Annotated in this window: 18 protein-coding genes; 6 read left to right on the forward strand and 12 right to left on the reverse strand. The window is 38.3% G+C overall.

All coding sequences use genetic code 11. The annotated features are described in order from the left end of the window. The first annotated feature begins 417 nt into the window (after positions 1-417). The gene (locus tag ACP8HH_RS16925; RefSeq protein ID WP_438313291.1) at positions 418-1596 is read left to right on the forward strand and encodes an MFS transporter; all 1179 of its coding nucleotides are present in this window, start codon (positions 418-420) and stop codon (positions 1594-1596) included. Between the two features lie 673 nt (positions 1597-2269). Here ACP8HH_RS16925 and ACP8HH_RS16930 read toward each other — a convergent pair. Then, entirely contained in the window at positions 2270-3571 is a 1302-nt protein-coding gene (locus ACP8HH_RS16930) for an MFS transporter (RefSeq protein ID WP_438313293.1), read from the reverse strand. A 114-nt stretch (positions 3572-3685) separates the two neighbouring features. On the opposite strand from ACP8HH_RS16930, the gene ACP8HH_RS16935 reads away from it, so the two are divergent. Beyond that, positions 3686-4924, forward strand: a complete 1239-nt coding sequence (locus ACP8HH_RS16935) for a helix-turn-helix domain-containing protein (RefSeq protein WP_438313295.1) — start codon at positions 3686-3688, stop codon at positions 4922-4924. A 30-nt stretch (positions 4925-4954) separates the two neighbouring features. Here ACP8HH_RS16935 and ACP8HH_RS16940 read toward each other — a convergent pair whose 3' ends face one another. Continuing rightward, positions 4955-6346, reverse strand: coding sequence for an L-cystine transporter (locus ACP8HH_RS16940; protein ID WP_438313297.1), 1392 nt, complete (start codon positions 6344-6346; stop codon positions 4955-4957). A 163-nt stretch (positions 6347-6509) separates the two neighbouring features. On the opposite strand from ACP8HH_RS16940, the gene cls reads away from it, so the two are divergent. Further along, positions 6510-7961: a cardiolipin synthase gene (gene cls / locus ACP8HH_RS16945; protein ID WP_438313299.1), complete on the forward strand. Its 1452-nt coding sequence runs from the start codon at positions 6510-6512 to the stop codon at positions 7959-7961. 55 nt (positions 7962-8016) lie between these two features. On the opposite strand, the gene ACP8HH_RS16950 is transcribed toward cls, so the two are convergent. Then, positions 8017-8907: a M15 family metallopeptidase gene (locus ACP8HH_RS16950; RefSeq protein WP_438313301.1), complete on the reverse strand. Its 891-nt coding sequence runs from the start codon at positions 8905-8907 to the stop codon at positions 8017-8019. A 132-nt stretch (positions 8908-9039) separates the two neighbouring features. Here ACP8HH_RS16950 and ACP8HH_RS16955 point away from each other — a divergent pair, with 132 nt between their 5' ends. Further along, positions 9040-10194, forward strand: coding sequence for an MFS transporter (locus ACP8HH_RS16955; RefSeq protein ID WP_438313303.1), 1155 nt, complete (start codon positions 9040-9042; stop codon positions 10192-10194). Between the two features lie 132 nt (positions 10195-10326). Here ACP8HH_RS16955 and yidC read toward each other — a convergent pair whose 3' ends face one another. The 3 genes from yidC to ACP8HH_RS16970 form a co-directional block, all read right to left on the reverse strand. Then, positions 10327-11193 (reverse strand): membrane protein insertase YidC, encoded by an 867-nt coding sequence (gene yidC / locus ACP8HH_RS16960; protein WP_438313305.1) that lies wholly within the window; start codon positions 11191-11193, stop codon positions 10327-10329. An 81-nt stretch (positions 11194-11274) separates the two neighbouring features. Continuing rightward, positions 11275-12060: a helix-turn-helix transcriptional regulator gene (locus ACP8HH_RS16965; RefSeq protein WP_438313307.1), complete on the reverse strand. Its 786-nt coding sequence runs from the start codon at positions 12058-12060 to the stop codon at positions 11275-11277. A gap of 164 nt (positions 12061-12224) precedes the next feature. Next, positions 12225-12557, reverse strand: coding sequence for a hypothetical protein (locus ACP8HH_RS16970; RefSeq protein WP_438313308.1), 333 nt, complete (start codon positions 12555-12557; stop codon positions 12225-12227). Between the two features lie 196 nt (positions 12558-12753). On the opposite strand from ACP8HH_RS16970, the gene ACP8HH_RS16975 reads away from it, so the two are divergent. Next, the gene (locus ACP8HH_RS16975; protein WP_438313310.1) at positions 12754-13251 is read left to right on the forward strand and encodes an N-acetyltransferase family protein; all 498 of its coding nucleotides are present in this window, start codon (positions 12754-12756) and stop codon (positions 13249-13251) included. 63 nt (positions 13252-13314) lie between these two features. On the opposite strand, the gene ACP8HH_RS16980 is transcribed toward ACP8HH_RS16975, so the two are convergent. From ACP8HH_RS16980 to mntR, 6 genes are all read right to left on the reverse strand, one after another. Further along, positions 13315-13788, reverse strand: coding sequence for a DUF4064 domain-containing protein (locus tag ACP8HH_RS16980; RefSeq protein WP_438313312.1), 474 nt, complete (start codon positions 13786-13788; stop codon positions 13315-13317). 132 nt (positions 13789-13920) lie between these two features. Further along, positions 13921-14202: a GNAT family N-acetyltransferase gene (locus ACP8HH_RS16985; protein ID WP_438313313.1), complete on the reverse strand. Its 282-nt coding sequence runs from the start codon at positions 14200-14202 to the stop codon at positions 13921-13923. A gap of 91 nt (positions 14203-14293) precedes the next feature. Beyond that, complete coding sequence (locus tag ACP8HH_RS16990) at positions 14294-15256, reverse strand: ring-cleaving dioxygenase (protein ID WP_438313315.1); 963 nt, start codon at positions 15254-15256, stop codon at positions 14294-14296. A 363-nt stretch (positions 15257-15619) separates the two neighbouring features. Then, entirely contained in the window at positions 15620-16483 is an 864-nt protein-coding gene (locus tag ACP8HH_RS16995; RefSeq protein WP_438319233.1) for a DUF1002 domain-containing protein, read from the reverse strand. An 80-nt stretch (positions 16484-16563) separates the two neighbouring features. After that, a complete protein-coding gene (locus tag ACP8HH_RS17000; protein WP_438313317.1) occupies positions 16564-17421 on the reverse strand; it encodes a CvfB family protein in 858 nt (285 codons plus the stop codon). A 23-nt stretch (positions 17422-17444) separates the two neighbouring features. After that, positions 17445-17849, reverse strand: coding sequence for a transcriptional regulator MntR (gene mntR / locus ACP8HH_RS17005; RefSeq protein WP_438313319.1), 405 nt, complete (start codon positions 17847-17849; stop codon positions 17445-17447). A gap of 129 nt (positions 17850-17978) precedes the next feature. Here mntR and ACP8HH_RS17010 point away from each other — a divergent pair, with 129 nt between their 5' ends. Next, positions 17979-18134, forward strand: a complete 156-nt coding sequence (locus ACP8HH_RS17010) for a lmo0937 family membrane protein (protein ID WP_438313321.1) — start codon at positions 17979-17981, stop codon at positions 18132-18134. Positions 18135-18143 lie beyond the last annotated feature (9 nt).

Consider the following 18143-nt stretch of genomic DNA (forward strand, 5'->3'; position numbering starts at 1 on the left):
CCTAAATCTTAAAACGAAATTCAACAGTTGCTATTACTTATTGTATGATTGAACATGTAACTATTCTTATACTTTCTACTATACCACTTTTATCACGTCTCAAATCTTACATTTATGTTACAATATCGCCTTTACTCTTCGTTTTTATTCAATTAAGTGAAAATCTAACCCCTTGACATCCCCTAAAAAGTAAGTGTGCGCTATTTTTCATTGAACATAAATAGAATGAATTGTCAATAACCAAAAATCGTATTAATGAGCCGATACTCTGAAGAGGGAATCGACTTTTTCGGTTGAAGTTCGAAGTTAGCTTATTGCGAAGTTTTCAAAATCCGTAGGTAAAACCTTTATATTTGGTGGATTGTGGTAAGAATAGTATTATGTAAACAGTACTATTTGTTGAAAGTAGGTTGGATTATGAAAAAAGCGATACTACTTCTAATGTCGGTCCAGTTTTTTGTATATCTTGGATTCGGCATTGTTATTCCCATTCTTCCAGAAGTAATACTGGATCAAGGATTTTCCGAAGTTCACGTTGGTGGACTTTTAACTGTATATGCACTTTCTTCGTTTTTCACAGCACCACTCTGGGGAGTATTGTCAGATCGGACTGGTAGGAAAAAACTCATTCTGGTCGGACTCATAGGCTTCAGTCTTAGCTTCTTCCTTTTTGCACTATTCATCGAAAGTCTTACGCTACTCTATGTATCGCGAGTCGTTGGTGGTTTCTTCTCGGGCGCACTATATACTGCCGTTACCGGATTTGTTGCAGACATGACGGATGAGGAAAATCGTAACAAATACATGGGGCTGCTTGGTATGTCGATTGGTCTTGGCTTTATTTTCGGGCCTGCAATTGGGGGTATTTTAGGAGATTACAATCTACAACTTCCATACTTGGCATCCGGTGTTTTGACCTTGCTTCTCCTTGTCTATGCGAGCATTATTTTGAAAGAACCTGAACGCCGTAATGAAGGAAATAAACGTGCCCTCATTCCAAAAGGCGCCTCTACATTATGGACATACCGGATTCGCTATTTATTCCTTTTTTCATTTATGGTGACTTTTCTTCTTGCAGGACTTGAGGCCACATTCCAACTTTTCCAAATCAATCAAATTAAGATTACGCCACTTCAGCTCGGTTATTTATTTATGGCAAGCGGTTTTGTCGATGCAGCCATACAGGGCGGAGTTGTTCGTCGTGTGAAAAACGGAACCGAAACGAAGTGGATCATCGGCGCTCAAATTGTCACAGCAATCGGACTTCTACTCATTCCGTTTACCACAAATCTTTTTTGGGCTGGCGTCGCACTTAGTGTTTTCACAGGCGGAAATGCATTGGCACGGACCGTCCTTGTTTCATTAACTACGAAAGAATCTGGTGGAAAATACGGAACAGCCGCCGGAGTGACCTATTCCATGGATAATATGGGGCGTATCATTGGTCCACTGCTGTTTACATGGATTTTCACGAAAGAAGCCGGCAATATGTATTTCTTATCTGCAATTCTTGCAGTGTTGTCCATTGGTTTGATTTTCGCGTTTAGGAAATCCGATAAATCATTAAGAAATTTGAAATCAACTGTTGAATCGTAAAAAAATGGTTTAATCTACTACAAAGGCAGTTCGTCCTTAGAACCAAATCTTTTTGGTCTAGGTAACGAACTGTTTTTTTATACTTCCAAATTTACAATACTACAGATGGTAGACACCCCGTGCGATTGAGCGGACATCCTGCGCAATTGGGAGGACATATGCAACGATTCAGAGGACAATCCATGGAAAAGAGAGGGCATAACCGGATTCAGCGGACATCCTATGCAATTGGGAGGACATAACGCAAGATTGCGAGGACATTCCATGAAAAAGAGAGGACATCATTGGATTCAGAGGACATTCCATAGAAAAGAGAGGACATCACCGGATTGAGCGGACATCCGATGCAATTGAGAGGACATAACGCACAATCGGGCTATGTCCTCCAAGTGACACGAAATACATACCAGGCTTCAAGCGTTGTTCCGAATCAACATCCATAACATAAAGACGTTCTTCAAAACGCTGGATCCGAAACCCTCGGACTTTTGGTTTTTCAGCCTATGAATCAGTTATCTTAAAGAAAATATGTTGGTCAATGAAAGTTGTTTTTCATCGCTTAACTTCTGCACCTTCTATAAGGTAGTATTCCGGATTATCGCAACCCGCATAATCACTGTTCATCATATAAACGATTTCTTCAAAAAACTTTTCCATTACTACATCTCCGTTACTACTGTTCAGATACTGTTTCCACTTTCACCGCTTTCTCTTCCCCAAGCTCTGGATGCGCTTTCCGGATAACGGACGGTCTAGCTAGTATGAGAACAACTCCGATTAGCATCAAACTCGACACGATTAGGATCCACTGTGCAGGAATTATGTCATATAAGAATCCATAAATAACCATACCGAGCGGCATGAGTGCCATAGCCATTGTTTCAAGAATCGAAAACACACGTCCTTTGTAATCGTCGTCAATCATTTTTTGCATCATCACTTGCATTGGCGTATTCGCAATAATCATCGTTAATCCAAAAACGAACATAAGCGTTCCATAGTAGGCAAACATCCCGTAATAAGGCATGTTAATCATTAGCGGCAATGCGATTCCTGCCATAAGTACACCCATTCCGATAATCCCACGTTTCCCTACAAGAAGCGCATACTTAAATTCTTTTCTTACCGATAAATAAATCGACATAAGGAGCATCCCGACAGCAAATGACCCTTCTGTTATCCCAAAGTGTTCCGGCGCCATTTTCATTTTTTCAATTAGAATAAATGAATAACCTACCATAAAAGCACCAAACAAGAAATTAATGAATAGAGATACCCAAATGATTGCCATTAGGACAGGTTGCAGTCGCAAATAATCAAGACCTGCTTTCATACTTTGCAACATTGTTTCTTTCGGTTCTCCTACAACAACTTCTTTTCGTTTTGCAAATAACTTGAAATTCATAGTTGATTCTAAAATGACTGCCAGAACCGAAGCGGTCATGTACATAATAAGGAATACGGGCATTGGCACAGTTCCATATAACAAACCGCCTACTGCGGGGCTGCCGATTGCCGCGAATGAAATCGACATTTGGTTCAATGACATTGCCTTTTGAATTCTTGTTTCATCCACAAGACCCGTAATAGAAGATGTGAATGCCACACCGGAAAACTGCGATGTAATAGACAATACACATGTTGTCGTATAAATTGCGAATAGAGAAAGACCCGAAGTCAAACTCACCGCAAGAAGTCCCCCTATCGCCAAAGTTGTCGCGATTTGAGCCGTGATAACGATCGTCTTCCGAGAATAATTATCCGCAACATACCCTGCAAATGGCGCAATTAGCGTCCGCGGCAATATGTTACATATAAGATTTGTTGCAAAGCTTGTGGCGGATCCAGTCATTTGTAAAATATAGAAACTAATTGCAAACGCATATACCTGTGCCCCAAACGAAGAAATAATTTTGCTTGTCGCGAATGTCCACAAGTGATACGTCGCTCGTTTAAGCTTTAATACATCTTCCATAAACAACACCCCTTTTACCAAAGTTTAATTAGATTAAACAAACAATAACACGTTATTACTTCCATTACAAGCGAAAGTTTAATACAATTAAACTATATACTAAAACCTTTGGAGGTGTGCCACATAGAAACATTAGGTGAACGAATTCGGAAACTAAGAAAACAACAGAAATTCACATTGGAGGCATTAGCCGGAAGTGAGTTAACAAAAGGCATGCTCAGTTTAATTGAAAATAACAAGGCCAATCCATCAATGGAAAGTCTTACCTATATAGCGAAACGTCTTGGTGTTGAAGTGTCTGAGTTACTTGAAGAAGTGAGTAGCAGAGAACTTCGTGAGATTTTAGCACAAGTTGAAAAACTTTATTATACCAAGTTTGATGAATTGTTAGACGAGCACGAACAACTTATTGCGGTAATTGAACCATTTGCACCAAAATTGACCCAGGGCTACGAAGCTGCCCGTTTGTTGGAACTATATAGCCGTACACTACATTATGAAAAAAAGGATGGGTGGCAAGTATATTCCGATAGAGCCGCTCTTATTTATGAACAAATGAATATAATTCCAAGACGTGCAAGCATAGGAATATTTCGTGCAACGGTTAAGTTTACGGAATACGACTATAATAGCGCACTTAACATATTACTAAAAGAACGATCTGAAATCGAAAAGCAACATACATTCATAGACCCAATGACCCGATTGGATTTTGATTATACGGAAGCTGTTTTTCATTTTGCGGTAGGCAACTCAAAAGATGCTTTGAGGGTAATGGAAAGTGGGATTGAGTTTTCTAGGGCGAAACAAGTTTTTTATCGAATAGATCACTTATACAGACTTGCAGCATTTCATGCGATGATGGTGCGGGATGAAGAAAAGATTAAATACTATGTTAAAAAAATCACATTGTATGGGGAGTTCACCGATGACATAGAAGCAGTTTTCTTCACGAAATTCATAGAAGTTCACTATTTAAATTCCTATGAAAAATCCCACGAAAAAGCTTTAGATTTAATAGAAGATTATAATACTAAGTATCAATTAGGTAAAGTACACGAAACTTTCTACCATCTCGAAAAAGGAAAGGCTCTTTTCGGATTAAATAAATTTGAATCTGCACTTGTTGAATTAGAAAAAATGGAAATTCCCGTATATTTCAATCATCCATTCGATTTAGCAGTCCTATATGAAGCCGATGCATATATGGCTCTATCTTATGTAGCACTTGGAAATCAAAAAAAAGCCCTAGTGCACGCTAAATTAGCATATGACAATATTTTACCGATGCCCCATACACCTTATAAAGATTTCATTAATGAAACATATGAAAAAATCCGCAGTGGACACTAATGTCGACCGCGGATTTTTCATTTCATATGATTAGGCTTCAACTGTTTGTTTTTCATTCATGTCGTTGTACATTTCCGTATCCAGTTCTCCTGTCAGGCGAGCCGTTGTCACACCCGCGGTCATTGACCCACTAACGTTCACTGCAGTACGACCCATGTCAATTAATGGTTCGACAGAAATAAGAAGTCCCGCAAGTGCGACTGGGAGATTCAAAGCCGAAAGAACGAGAATTGCGGCGAACGTAGCTCCCCCACCAACACCGGCAACTCCGAATGAACTGATCGCAACAATCACAATTAACGTAATCAAAAATGACGGTTCAAGTGGATTTTGACCAACCGTTGGAGCAATCATCACCGCTAGCATTGCCGGATAGATTCCCGCACATCCATTTTGACCAATCGTTAATCCAAATGATCCCGCGAAATTTGCAATCCCTTCCGGAACACCTAAACGATTCGTCTGTGCATCAATGTTTAAAGGAAGCGTTCCTGCACTTGAGCGTGACGAGAAGGCGAATAGAAGTGCGTCCCCCGCTTTTTTCACATACGTAATTGGGTTCAGACCCGAAAGCGTGATAATGATTAAGTGAATACCGAACATCACGGCAAGCGCTACATAAGAAGCAAGAACGAACTTCCCTAAATTATAAATCGCCCCGAAGTCGGATGTCGCGACCGTCCGTGCAATGATTGCCAAAATTCCATAAGGCGTTAAACGTAAAACAATCCGCACGATTCCCATTATTAGCGAATAAATTGCATCGATTCCCTTTTTCACAGTTGCTGCATTTTCAGGTTCCTTACGTGAAAGGGCAAGATATGCGAAACCAAGAAATGCCGCGAAAATAACAACCCCGATCGTTGATGTCGGACGCGCTCCTGTAAAGTCTAAAAATGGATTTGCTGGAAGAAGATCAATAAGTTGTTCGGGAAGAGCTTTATCTGCAACCCCAACTGAACGCTCTTCGATGGAAATCCCCCGTGAAACTTCTGCCTCGCCTTGCACGATTTCCGTTGCATCAAGTCCAAAAAGAAGTGAAGCAGCTATCCCAACAACTGCAGCAATTGCCGTTGTTCCAACGAGCATGCCTAAAATAATTCCAGCCATTTTCCCAAAGTTCTTTCCAATTGTCACTTTTGTAAATGCCGCAAGAATTGAAATGAATACAAGTGGCATAACAATCATCTGAAGAAGTTTGACGTAACCAACACCTATCAAATTAAACCAAGGCATTGAGTCTTTTAACACGGCGGATTCCGTTCCGTAAGTATAATGTAAAATAAGACCATAGATAATCCCAAGGCCTAGACCCGTAAATACTCGCTTCGAAAACGCAACCTTTTTTCGGTGCATCAAAAATAGAACACTAACAAGTAGGAGCAATCCTACGATATTTAATAAAACCAATGGTGAACTCACACTTTTATCCTCCTCTAAGCATATATATAAACACATTCCCTATACTATGCCCATAATTCCTATCAGTCAAGTAGGTATTGAAGTTGAGTAAATGTGTAAACCCCAATATCACCTTAGCAATAAGGTATACTAGCCGTATAGATAATTACTTTAGGAGGCGACCATGACAACTTTAATTAGTTTCACTATAACAGGCATTATATTTTTAAATATATTTCTTGCCATTGCACTAATTTTTCTTGAGCGGCGGGATGCTACATCTACTTGGTCATGGCTTCTTGTCCTATTCTTCATCCCCGTATTTGGTTTTATTATTTACCTTCTATTCGGGAGACGTTTAAGACAAAAGCATTTGTTTAGGTGGGAAGGTCGAAGCCGGATAGGGATCAATCAGCTCATTGATTACCAGATTGAGGCGATTGAGAACGGTACATTGGATTTTCAACTGGACGATACGGAACACTATAAAGATATGATTTATCTTCATTTAAGAAATAACCATGCCGTCTTAACGCAGGACAATGCTGTTCAAATCTTTAATGATGGTAAAGCGAAATTTGATGCACTCATTGATGATTTAGAATCGGCAAAAGATCATATACACTTCCAATACTACATTATTAGGTTGGATATACTTGGTAATCGTATATTAGACGTTCTTATTCGAAAAGCAAAAGCAGGTGTAAAAGTCCGTGTTTTATTCGACGATATTGGTTCTAGAACTCTTTACAAACGGCATTTCAAAGAACTTATCGAACACGGTGGTGAAGTGGAATCATTTTTCCCATCTATTTTACCTCTTATTAATACCCGATTGAATTATAGAAACCATCGAAAAATCGTTGTGATTGATGGCCGAATTGGTTACATCGGCGGTTTTAATGTTGGCGACGAATATCTAGGACATAATAAAAAGTTCGGTTATTGGCGAGACACACACTTAAGGATAGAAGGAAGTGCACTGCATCCGTTACAGACACGATTCATCCTCGATTGGAACCAAGCATCTGCAGACCACGACATTGAGTATGCGGATCGTTATTTTCCGGTAATCCCTAGAAAAGGGGAGGTCGGTATGCAGATTGTTTCAAGCGGTCCTGATTCAGAATGGGAACAAATTAAGGACGGCTATTTAAAGATGATTTTTATAGCAAGAAAGTACATTTATATTCAGACTCCATACTTCATTCCAGACGTTAGTTTTTTAGATGCACTTCGAATCGCTTGTCTATCCGGTGTCGATGTACGAATAATGATTCCAAACAAACCTGACCACATGTTTGTTTACTGGGCAACATATTCCAATATTGGTTACCTACTAAAAGCAGGAGCTAAAGTTTATATTTATGAGAATGGTTTTCTTCATACAAAGCAAATTGTTGTTGATGATGAATTATCGACAGTTGGAACTGCAAATATTGATGTAAGAAGTTTTAAGCTCAATTTTGAAATCAACGCTTTCATCTATGACCGAGAAAAGTCGCATGAGTTAGCGGAGCTTTTCGAGCAGGATATGCGTCTTTCTTCAGAATTAACACTTGAAATGTATAATGATCGTTCGCGTATGATTAAAATTAAGGAATCGATTTCTCGCCTTGTTTCACCAATTTTATAAATGAATAGGAAAAGGAACGTCTCAGTACTAGAGACGTTCCTTTTCTTTTATTTCTTCAACTTTCTAAGTACTCTTCAAGTGTACCTTTTGTTGCGTATATTTCACTTGCAATACTTTCCCCTACATAGCGAAAATGCCAGGATTCATACATATACCCTGTAATGTTCTCTTTTCCCAAAGGATAACGCATAATAAAACCGTATCTGTGTGCATTTTCGGCAAGCCATTTTCCAGCCGAAGACTCCCCAAACTCTGCTGTTAACCAAATCTTTTCCTGATTCACTTCTCCAATATCGAATGCAAGACCTGTCTGATGTTCTGAGTAACCCGGCCGTGCACTATACTGATCCGCTTTTTCTGGACCTTCTTTATCGGCATATCGTTTATAAAGACCGGTTTGGTATTCGAAAGACCGATACGTACTAAACGCCGTTAATTTATATCCTGATAGCGCCGCCTCTGCTGCCATTTTATCGAACATTTCACGCGCTTCTTTACTTTCACCTGGAGCAAATGTTGCCGGAAGCGGATACGTTTTATTCGCAATTAGAACGTTTTTTATATAGGTCGGTTGTAAGGGTAATTCCTGTCCTTCGATATAACCTCCGCCATCCACAACTGGTGAAGGCTCCGGATCTTCATCATCATCAGAGATAACTGGTTCTTCTCCGGGTAGGTCTTCATCTAAATCTTCAGGATTATCTTCGACGTCTAAAGGTATTTCTACTTCCGGTTCTGTTTCCGGTTCGACTGTCTCATTTTCAACAAGACCCAACTTTATGCTGATTTCTCCAAAGCTTTTTTCAACATCCCAATCGTTTATCGCTACCCAAACAACAAGTCCCGTCATAAGTAAAGCTGTAATAAAAAGTACCATCGTTAGTTTTTTACTACTTTTCTTTTTAGTTGATCGGAATTTATGTTTGTTTTTTCGTTTTTTCTTCAAATTGTTTCATTCCTTTTCGCAAATTGCCTATTTAAGTAACCATCTTTTAGTCTATCATCATTTTTCTTTACAGTCTTGCTGTGCTATCATTTAATTTTACAATACTATTCTATGATTGCGGGGATGCAAAAGATGAATAACCAACGATGGCTATCCGTTAGCTTTCTCGCCTTTTTCTTTACATGGGGAATCTTTCTTCCCTACTGGACCGGCTGGTTAACGATTGAGAAGGGATTATCTGTAACGCAGGCAAGCGTAGTTATGGGAGCAGGAATGATTGTGAGGTCATTTTCCACATTTCTTCTATTTCCTTATCTTACTAAACGAATGTCACTTATTCGCATAATGAAATGGTTGTCCTTTATTTCTCTTGTACTTACGGTTATATATATTCCCAGTTCATCATTCATTGCACTGTTAATAATTACAATGGTTTTCAGCACTTTCTATCCAATTATTCTACCTACAGTAGAAAGCGGCGCTTCAATTCTAATGCAGACTGATCGTATCCATTATGGGCGTAGTCGTTCTTTTGGATCCATAGGATATACAGTAGCACTACTAATTGTCGGTGCAGCAACTGCTATTTGGGATGAAAGAGCCATTCTTTATCTAATGATTTTAGGTTTAATGGCAACTACATTGTTCTCAACACGTCCAGCACCGGTTTCATTGAAAAAAGAACCTTTAAAAATTAATTCAACGAAACGCGGAACGGAATTTAAAGAACTTATTTCTTCAAAGCCGTTTGTTATTGTTTTGATTTTAGCCATTTTACTGCAAGGAGCACACGCCTCTTACTATAATTATGGTTATATCTTTTTAGATGACCTAAATGTGAATAGCTTTTACATCGGGATTATATTAAATGTTGCGGTACTGCTTGAAATCGTGTTTTTCACACAAGCCGATCGTTTCTTGGCTAATGTGAAAGTTTCTACAATGTTTCTAATTGCCGGAATCGGCTCAACAGTCCGTTGGATACTCATCTTTTTGTTTCCTTTTACATCTGTTTTCATTGCAAGCCAGTTATTACACGCGGTATCGTTCGGTGTAGCCCACTTCGCATTCATACGGTTCATTTCCGACAAGTTGCCTAGCAATCTTATACCGGCCGCACAAGGGATGTATGCAGCCTTTGCAATGAGCCTGAGCATTGCCATATTAACATTTATTGGCGGTAGATTATATGATATCTCACCGCAATTGGCATTTCTCGGTATGATTTCTTGTACTATCCCAGCAATCATTATCGTCCTAACAACTCGGAAACATTTTTCGTATTAGATAAATAGGACGCTCTTTGGTTTTCATTTACCGAAGGGCGTCCTAATTTTAATCCAGATGAAAATTAGGACTACACAAAATGCAACCAAAAAAACAAAGAAGCTAGAGATTTCTCTCTAGCTTCTTTGTTTTTTATTTCGTTTTCGGATCTTTTTTATCAGTCTTTTTTTGTAGATTTGGAGTAGTTTTCGACTCTTTTACGTCTTTCGTTTCTATTACTTCAGCGCCTTCAACTACAGGTTCTGGTTCCTTGTAATACAGCTTTCTTCCAAGATACGTCTGTATAATTAGTAAGAAACCGCCAACCGCCCAATAAAGAGGTAGAGCCGCCATTGCTTTAAACGAAATAAACATAATCATAATTGGTGATAAGTAGATGAACATTTTCATCTGCTTTTTTTGTTGTTCCGGCATTGTCCATAAAGAAACACGTGCCTGGACAAAATATACAGCTCCCGCAACCAACATCATAATCATATCGGGTTCGCCAAGTTTAAACCACAGAAACTGATAATCTTTTACCGCATCTGGTGAATAAAGGATTGCAAAATACAAGCCCATAATAATCGGCATCTGAATAACAAGTGGTAGACATCCCATATTTACGGGATTGACTCCGTGCTTCTTATAAAGCCCCATCATTTCTTGTTGGAGTCTCATTTGCTCTTCTTTTTCGCCTGTTTCCTTAGCTTCTTTAACTTGTTTTTGAATGTCTTCCATTTCTGGTCGAAGAGCATCCATTTTGATTTTCATCGTTTGTTGCGACTTATAATTTTTCAGCATAAACGGCATTAGAAGCAACCGGATTAAGACTGTAATAATTATTATGGAAAGTCCGTAACTTCCGTTAAATTGATCACTAAAATACTTTAGCAACCACTCCATCGGCCTCACGAAGAAATCGTAAAATTTACCTTCTTTATTCTGAACACCTGCACAACCACTTAAAAAGATTGCCGTTGTCATTAACATCGTTACTAAGCCGATTCTCTTCTTCAATAAATTCACCTTCACCCATTCAAACTATTGAAAAGTATACCCCAAATGGGCATGACTTTACAATCAATGTCTGTCGAAGAATTACATTTCTTCTCCAGGTAGTAAATAACGGAAGTATTCAACAGACGGATTACTTCGAAATTTTTTGGGCGTTTGTCCAGAATACTGCTTGAAAATACGGGTGAAATAACTTTGATTGCAAAAGTGGAATTGATCCGATATATCGTAAATCTTTTTGTCAGTGAAGCGTAGATAATACTGTGATTTTTCTATCTTTCTAATATTTATGTATTCTACAAGCGTTAATTTGGTATGCTCACGAAATATTCGAGAGAGATGACTAGTACTAATGTCAAGGTTCTTTGCGATACCTTCGACAGTCAGAAATGATTCAATTTCTGAATTTATATATTGAATCACATCGTTCACTGTGTGATGTTTCATTTTGGGATTCTTTTTCCCAGTAAGAATATACGAATAAAATTCAATTAGTTCATCTGCAAACTCCATAATAATAGTTGGTTTAAGCTTATTTTCAATCAATATAATACATGTACTATTAAAATCGAAAGCTTTACTAGGCGATAAAATCATTTTTTCTAAACGTCTTGCTACAATCGATGAAAGTGCTATGAAATAATATTTTATATGTGAAAATGCTTCAATCACTGGATATTCCATCATACTAGCAACTTGCGTTCGTAAATTCCTTTGCGCTTCTGCCTTCTCCAACTTAAATAAGTGTTCCAGTAATTTCTCTTCTGTTGTAAAGAAACTTTCTTTATTCAGATTATTTGTTTGATGTTCATTAAGATTTATTAATTCATTTATTGAAATAGTTTTCTCAATGATTCCGTTTTTCTCCATAATAGTAACCCCTGTTCAACGTAAGCTTTTATTTGTAGTTGAATTTTCAACACTACTCACTATACCCACTTATCAACATATTATAAACCCCAATTAAAAAAAGGTACCCATTGTAAAGGCACCTTGTTTCCATAACTCATGTTTTATGAATCCTGACTGTCATTTCACTTTGTGAATTCTTCTGTTTCTATTTTATTGTAAAGACCATCTGTTTTTTCAGTATTATTATCTTCTACTTCTTGGTTATAATAGTGAACACTCGTCTGAGCACCTTCACTTACCATATTATTATCGCTTGTATCATACGGATCTGGATGTCCAGCATTCGTTTCAGATGAACGATTTAATTGTTGTGATTTAATAAATGAGTCGACTTTTGTTTTCATATTACTAAAAGCAACCTGCGCCTTATCGCGATTCTCTTTTTTACTGAAATACGCATATGCACCAGCAGCTAATGTTGCAACTAAGATACTATTATTCTTTTTACGAGCCATGAAAAATTACCTCCTGATTTTTTTAATTGCTTTCTTATTGTCTAAGTATACCCCGGCAAGACCATTTAGAAACTTATTAATCCTAGAATAGCATTTCACAAAAACGCTCTTCTTGGATTACCCCTAGAACTTGGTAGTAGTTTTCACTAGTTTTATTTGTTATGATAACAAAAAGAAACGTTGGGGTGACGGGATAATGATTCGACGAATGACATCCAATGATATCCGCCACATACAGCATATCTTACACAATACATGGAGTGAGACGTATCGTGGCATTATTCCTGAAAACATACAGACTGCATTTATTGACCGGGTTTATTCGGATGCCATGATGCTAATGCGTATGGAAAAAACAATCGTTCTTATTGCTGAACATGAAGGCATACCTATCGGCTTTGCAAATTTCACCAAAAAAGATACAGACGGTGACTCCGAGCTTACGGCAATGTATATCTTACCCACTTATCAAAAATCAGGCTACGGACAAAAACTTTTCGAATGCACTCTTTCACTATTATTGGACGCAGAGCAACTTTTCGTTTACGTCGATGGTCAAAATCAAATTGGTCGGGCCTTTTATGAGAAACTAGGATTTGAACTACTTGACATATTCGATGAATTCTTTGAAGGCCATCCAGTAAAAACCGCTCAATATGTTCTTAAAATCACTAATAATGCACTATCCTATTAAGTAATATTAAAATGCTTTCCCAGCCTAACGCCGTGGAAAGCATTTTTGCATTATGGAAAGTCATTACAAAGGTCGCATTGCATTTGAATCCTCATTATTATTTTGATAAATCGTCTTTTCTAAATTAGGTGGTTTCCTCGTTAAGCATAGGATTCCGGCAATATACAGGAGAATTGATGTGAGTGAAAGAACACCCGCAAGTAAGCCCGCAATAATAAGTAATATTCCAGCTAATTTCGGTCTTTTATTCTTCCAAATAACTATAATACCAACAATCGTTAAAATGAAACTAATTATAAGTCCCAAAATGATCGCCCAAATAAATACTCCGAAAAGATCAATAATACTAAGTATTAATGCAGTTTCGTCCAATCCGATTGTTGGATCACTCAATAAGTCGCTCTCTATATCATTATGGAAGTTTGGATCTGCTTGAGCTATTTTATAAATTGATAATCCAGCAAAGCTTATGATTATCGCTATACCTGTAAAAACAGCACTAATTATTGCTAATGTTTTTTCTGCAGTTCGACTCATTACTTGCACCTCTTTCTTTTTTTACTATATCAACTATACGATTCAAAAGAATTTAAGTTTCATTATTGTAGAAGTTTAATCTACTGAAAGTTTAAAATTAAAAAGGCAATCCGTCTATGGACTGCCTTTTCATTATACTTTTAAATCATCGTATTCACTGTAGCGCTCAAAAGCAGTCACAACATATGAACAAATAGGTTCCATTTTTAATTCATTTTTTCGAGCATAAGTTGCTGCGCAATCCAACAATTCTTTTGCAACACCTTGACCGCGCAATTCTGGAGAAACGAATGTATGATCCATTGCCATTACATTTCCAAGTATCGTCCAGGTAATCTCAGCTATCGTTTCTCCGTCTTGCTCATTGCGAAATGCAAATGCGTCGCCACCTAAATCAACCAATTCAAATTCCATTTCTCCATCCCCTTTTCAGTATAATTATTGTATAAAACTATTTATTAATTTCCCATTTCACCATAGGTTTTGAATTCCCTACTGAATATAATTAAATGTTAATTGGACGTAATGAAGCCTCGATTTCCTTACGCCTACCCTCAAGAAATGGTGGAAGCGCAAGCGTTTCACCAAGTGATTCTAGTGGTTCATCCGAAGTAAATCCTGGTTCATCGGTTGCCAATTCATATAGTATACCATTTGGTTCCCTAAAATAAATAGATTTGAAATAATAACGGTCGACTTTCCCACTCGTTTGGAATCCCTTCGAACGAAGCCGTTTTTCCCATTCATCGTATTCTTCCATTGTTTTCACACGAAATGCAACATGATGAACACTTCCTCTTCCAGGCCGTTCTCTTGGTAAATCTGCACGTGTTTCCAAATGCACTTCACCACCAGGTCCGCCTTCACCAGTTGAAAATACCCGTATATCTGGCATGCCGTCAACAATCGATGCATACAATCCAACCTCTGTAAAGTTAAGCACATCTGTTAATACTTCAGCTGTAGAGTCCGCCCGGTCAACAGTCAGCATTACGGGTCCAAGACCAACGATGGAATACTTCGCTGAAATCTCTTCAGTTTCCCAAGGAACACCATACGGGATTCCCTTACCGTCGTCGACAACAAGCATAAGCCTAGAACCTTCATCATCTTGGAAGGTAAGGGTTTGACGATTAAATCGCTCAACAATAGTATCATGCTCCACTCCTAATGATTCAAAGCGTTGCTTCCAAAATACCAAAGCCTCTTCTGATTGTATTCGAAAAGCAGTATTGCTTATGCTCGAAATACCAGGTCTTGTGCGCCCTGCGTTTGATATATCAAAATAAGTCATATCCGTACCCGGAGTTCCTACCGCATCTGCATAAAAGAGATGATAAGAAGATGGTGAATCCTGGTTTACTGTTTTTTTAACAAATCTCATTCCAAGAACACGTGTAAAAAAGTCATGATTTCTTTCCGCGTCACTCGTAATTGCTGAAACATGGTGTATTCCGCCCAATTTCATAATAAATCCCCTCTCTATAATGACTTGAATTCAAGGTACTTTAATCTTATCACCACACTTTTCTATCCGCAATCAATCCGATTCAAGCATTAACACAACACACAACGATGAATCCCAATCCAGCGTAGAAGCGACACTAAATGAAAGGCAGCCAAAGAGCGCCAAAGCGGACTACGAAAGTACCGTAGCCCTATTCGTCCATGCGGCAAAGGCTGCACACCTGCATCCTGCAGGCGCCGTAAGGCCATCGCCAAGCGCCAAGCGGTCTTGGTAAGCACTCATCATTAGAAACCACAACACAATTTCACTTATACAAAAAAAGTGAAAAAAAGAACCCCACAATCAAGCGGGATTCTCCTGTTTTTACTTAAACCATGACTTCACAGAATCTAAAAGACTAGCAAAAAACTCTTCAACCTTCTGCCAGAAACCGGGATCAATTTCACCGATTTTATCACGAATCTTATCGCTCATCTCAGAAAGTTGCGTAGACAACTTGCTAAAATCAATATCCAAACTGCGAATACGATCCATTAAATCAATCAACAACTGACGATCTGCTTCACTGAGCTGTATATCTAGTTTCTCTAACTGTTCACTTACAATCTTCTCAACATCTTCTTTTGTCGCAGGATTCTTCTCTGCTATTTGTTTCTTAATTTCTGTTAAAAGCTCTGATACTTTATCGCTATCAACACTATCCGCAAACTTCGTCGCAAGATTCATCTCATCATTTGCAACATCTGTACGCTCCGTATCCAGCGTTTCACCAGACTGCTCATATGCCTTATAAATACCAACAAGCGCGGAGTGTCCCGTCACTTTTTTCGGTGATGCAATTTCGATAATTGCATCTTCAACACCTGCAGTTAATGCAGCATTCGCATATATATCAGCCGTAACTTGTGTAATGTTATCCGGTGTTACGATTTGAATAACAAGCCCTTTACCTGCATCTTGTCTTGTAATTTTAGCCGATGAATACATTCTTGCTTTATCATCAGAATCTTTTATATACTTCGCAAGATCCGTTCCACTGACAGAGATTTCTTCAACTTCCGCCTCTTTATCAACTTCAAGGCTTTTTTTCACGCTTTCCTTTTCAGCATCAGATAAGTTTGCACCATAAGCAACAATTGGCACACCAAGTCTCTCATCAACTACCTTATCCGCCTTCGTTACAATAGGGGAAAAGAGGCCTATTGAAAAAACTGCAATCACAGCCATTATTAATATTCGTTTCATGAACATACCTCCTTCTTCTATAAATAAGTACGTTTCAAAACAGAAAAGGTTTCTACTTTACTTTAAACTTGTGTTGTCCAGCCATCATTTTGCGTTACTTTTCCTTCTCTCATTAATGTTCCAAGGGCACGCTTAAATGCTGCTTTACTCATATCAAAAATCTCTTTGATTTCTTCAGGAGATGATTTATCCCAAAACGGCATACGCCCACCTATTTCATTTAAATAAGCGAAGATTTTTTCAGCATCATCGTCAAGACGCTCTTCTTTTCGTGGAAGCATGGAGCCATTTACAGTTCCGTCGTCACGATTTCCAATAATACGAACATCCATTAATTGACCTAAACGTGGTTCTCTTTCCTGTTCTGAATTGTGAATGAAGATACGGTAATTCTCAGGAATACTCAACATGAACGAACCTACAGGTAGTAACCGGTATGCTCTTGCTTTTAGATTCCTATTTAACAATGCAGGAGTTGCTTCCGTGATTTGCTCAATGACACGTTCTTCAGTCGCAAGTCTTCCGAAAATTTGTCCGCCCAAATCAGTCCTGAGCGTCATATAAAGCTCATCACCAATTTTCGGCCAAAGTGCACGCACTTTTGGCATGTCATTTCCATTCACAAGTACTTCAAAAGAGGAGCCTATATCAACATAGACCCCTTCCCTATCATCGATACGAAGCACTTTTGCCCAGCCGTATGTGCCGTTTGTCATATTTGGCATCTTCATCGTAGCGGTGAGTTCCCCACGTCTGTTTGCATATAGAAACACATGAACGGTATCCCCAACTTGTATATCTTCTTCCGCATCCGAAACGTTCATCATTAAATCTTCATCGTCACCTTTTAAAATCCATCGCGATCCTTCTTGATCTAATACTTCCAATTCTGCCGTATTACCTGATTTTAATTCTCCCATACTCATCAACCTCTTCCTTATAATCACTCTAGTTTCCTTAGTTTCTCGACAAACGCTTTATCTTTTTCTAGCGTTTCAACAAGATCTGTTATTCGGTCAATTGCATTCCAGCTTAAGTGATGTTCAATTCCTTCTACATCAATGTAAATGTTTTCTTCCTTCACTCCGATGATGCGCAAAAACTGTTCAAGAAGTTCATGACGTCGCAAAAGTTTTTTTCCAAACTTCATTCCTTTTTCCGTTAATTCAAGGCCTTTGTATCGTTCATAATTCACATAACCTTCTCGGTCGAGCCTTTGTACCATCTTCGTAACCGATGACGGCAATACATCAAGGGATTCTGCAACGTCCGATACACGCGCAACTCCTTTATCTTCCAAATGTAAATAAATATGTTCAATATAATCTTCCATACCAGGTGTAGCCATGTGTGCCTCCTTGAGTATGTATTTGGTCTACAAAACACCTTCACTATAGCTCTTACTCCACTGCTTGTTTAACCTTTTTATTAATCGGGTATATAAAAAGTATACTAATATATAGAAGAGGTGACTAGAATGGGTAATTTATTATGGTTTGTTATCGTAGCATTATTTGTATTTTGGATTCTAGGTTTTGCAATGAAAATTGGTGGCGGGTTAATTCACTTAGTTCTAATTATTGCAGGTATCATCTTCATTATACAACTCATTACGGGAAGAAGATCTGTTTAACGATATGAA

The sequence above is a fragment of the Sporosarcina sp. FA9 genome (assembly GCF_051550205.1).
Taxonomy (GTDB): domain Bacteria; phylum Bacillota; class Bacilli; order Bacillales_A; family Planococcaceae; genus Sporosarcina.